This window comes from Leifsonia sp. SIMBA_070 (assembly GCF_046534635.1).
Taxonomy (GTDB): Bacteria; Actinomycetota; Actinomycetes; order Actinomycetales; family Microbacteriaceae; genus Leifsonia.
Genome location: NZ_JAWRYK010000026.1, coordinates 1 through 497, shown reverse-complemented (window position 1 = coordinate 497; position 497 = coordinate 1). Strand labels below are relative to the sequence as shown.

1 protein-coding gene is annotated in these 497 nt (G+C 61.4%); it reads right to left on the bottom strand.

Translation table 11 applies throughout. From position 1 onward, the window contains the following. The coding region (locus SB754_RS19230; protein ID WP_410784016.1) for an AbgT family transporter at positions 1-497 on the bottom strand (497 nt) is incomplete at both ends.

The following is a 497-nucleotide window of genomic DNA, read 5'->3' as shown; positions in this document are numbered from 1 at the left end:
CACATGGCGGATCCGGACGTAATGATGAAGTTCATCACCGAAATCAGGACGGCGATGCCGAGAAGTATGGCCCAGCCCGGCGCATTAATGCTGTCCAGGGTCCTTGCTCCGCTGATGGCGAGGACTTCGCCCATCCCGGTCCACTTGAAGTAGGCAAGGAACTGCGAAATGGCGAAGAACAGGACCAGGATGGGAGCCATCGATTTGATGCCTTCGATCATGGCTGCCGTGACATCGGAACCCTGGGTAAAGGTTCCTGCCGACCGCCCGTACACAACCCCGATCAGGGCAAAAAAGAGACCGATGACAAAAGCCATCCCGCCGATCACCGGCGAGTTCAGGACTCCGCCCGCTTCTCCCCGGAACGGGGAACCGGCGGGCACCAGTGAAGCGGCCACTGCGGCCAGGAACAGCAGGGCCGTGATGCCTGCGAGGCGCAGTGCACGGCGTTCCTTGGTGGAGATCCGCAGGTCGGCAACGGAACCCGCTGCTTCGTC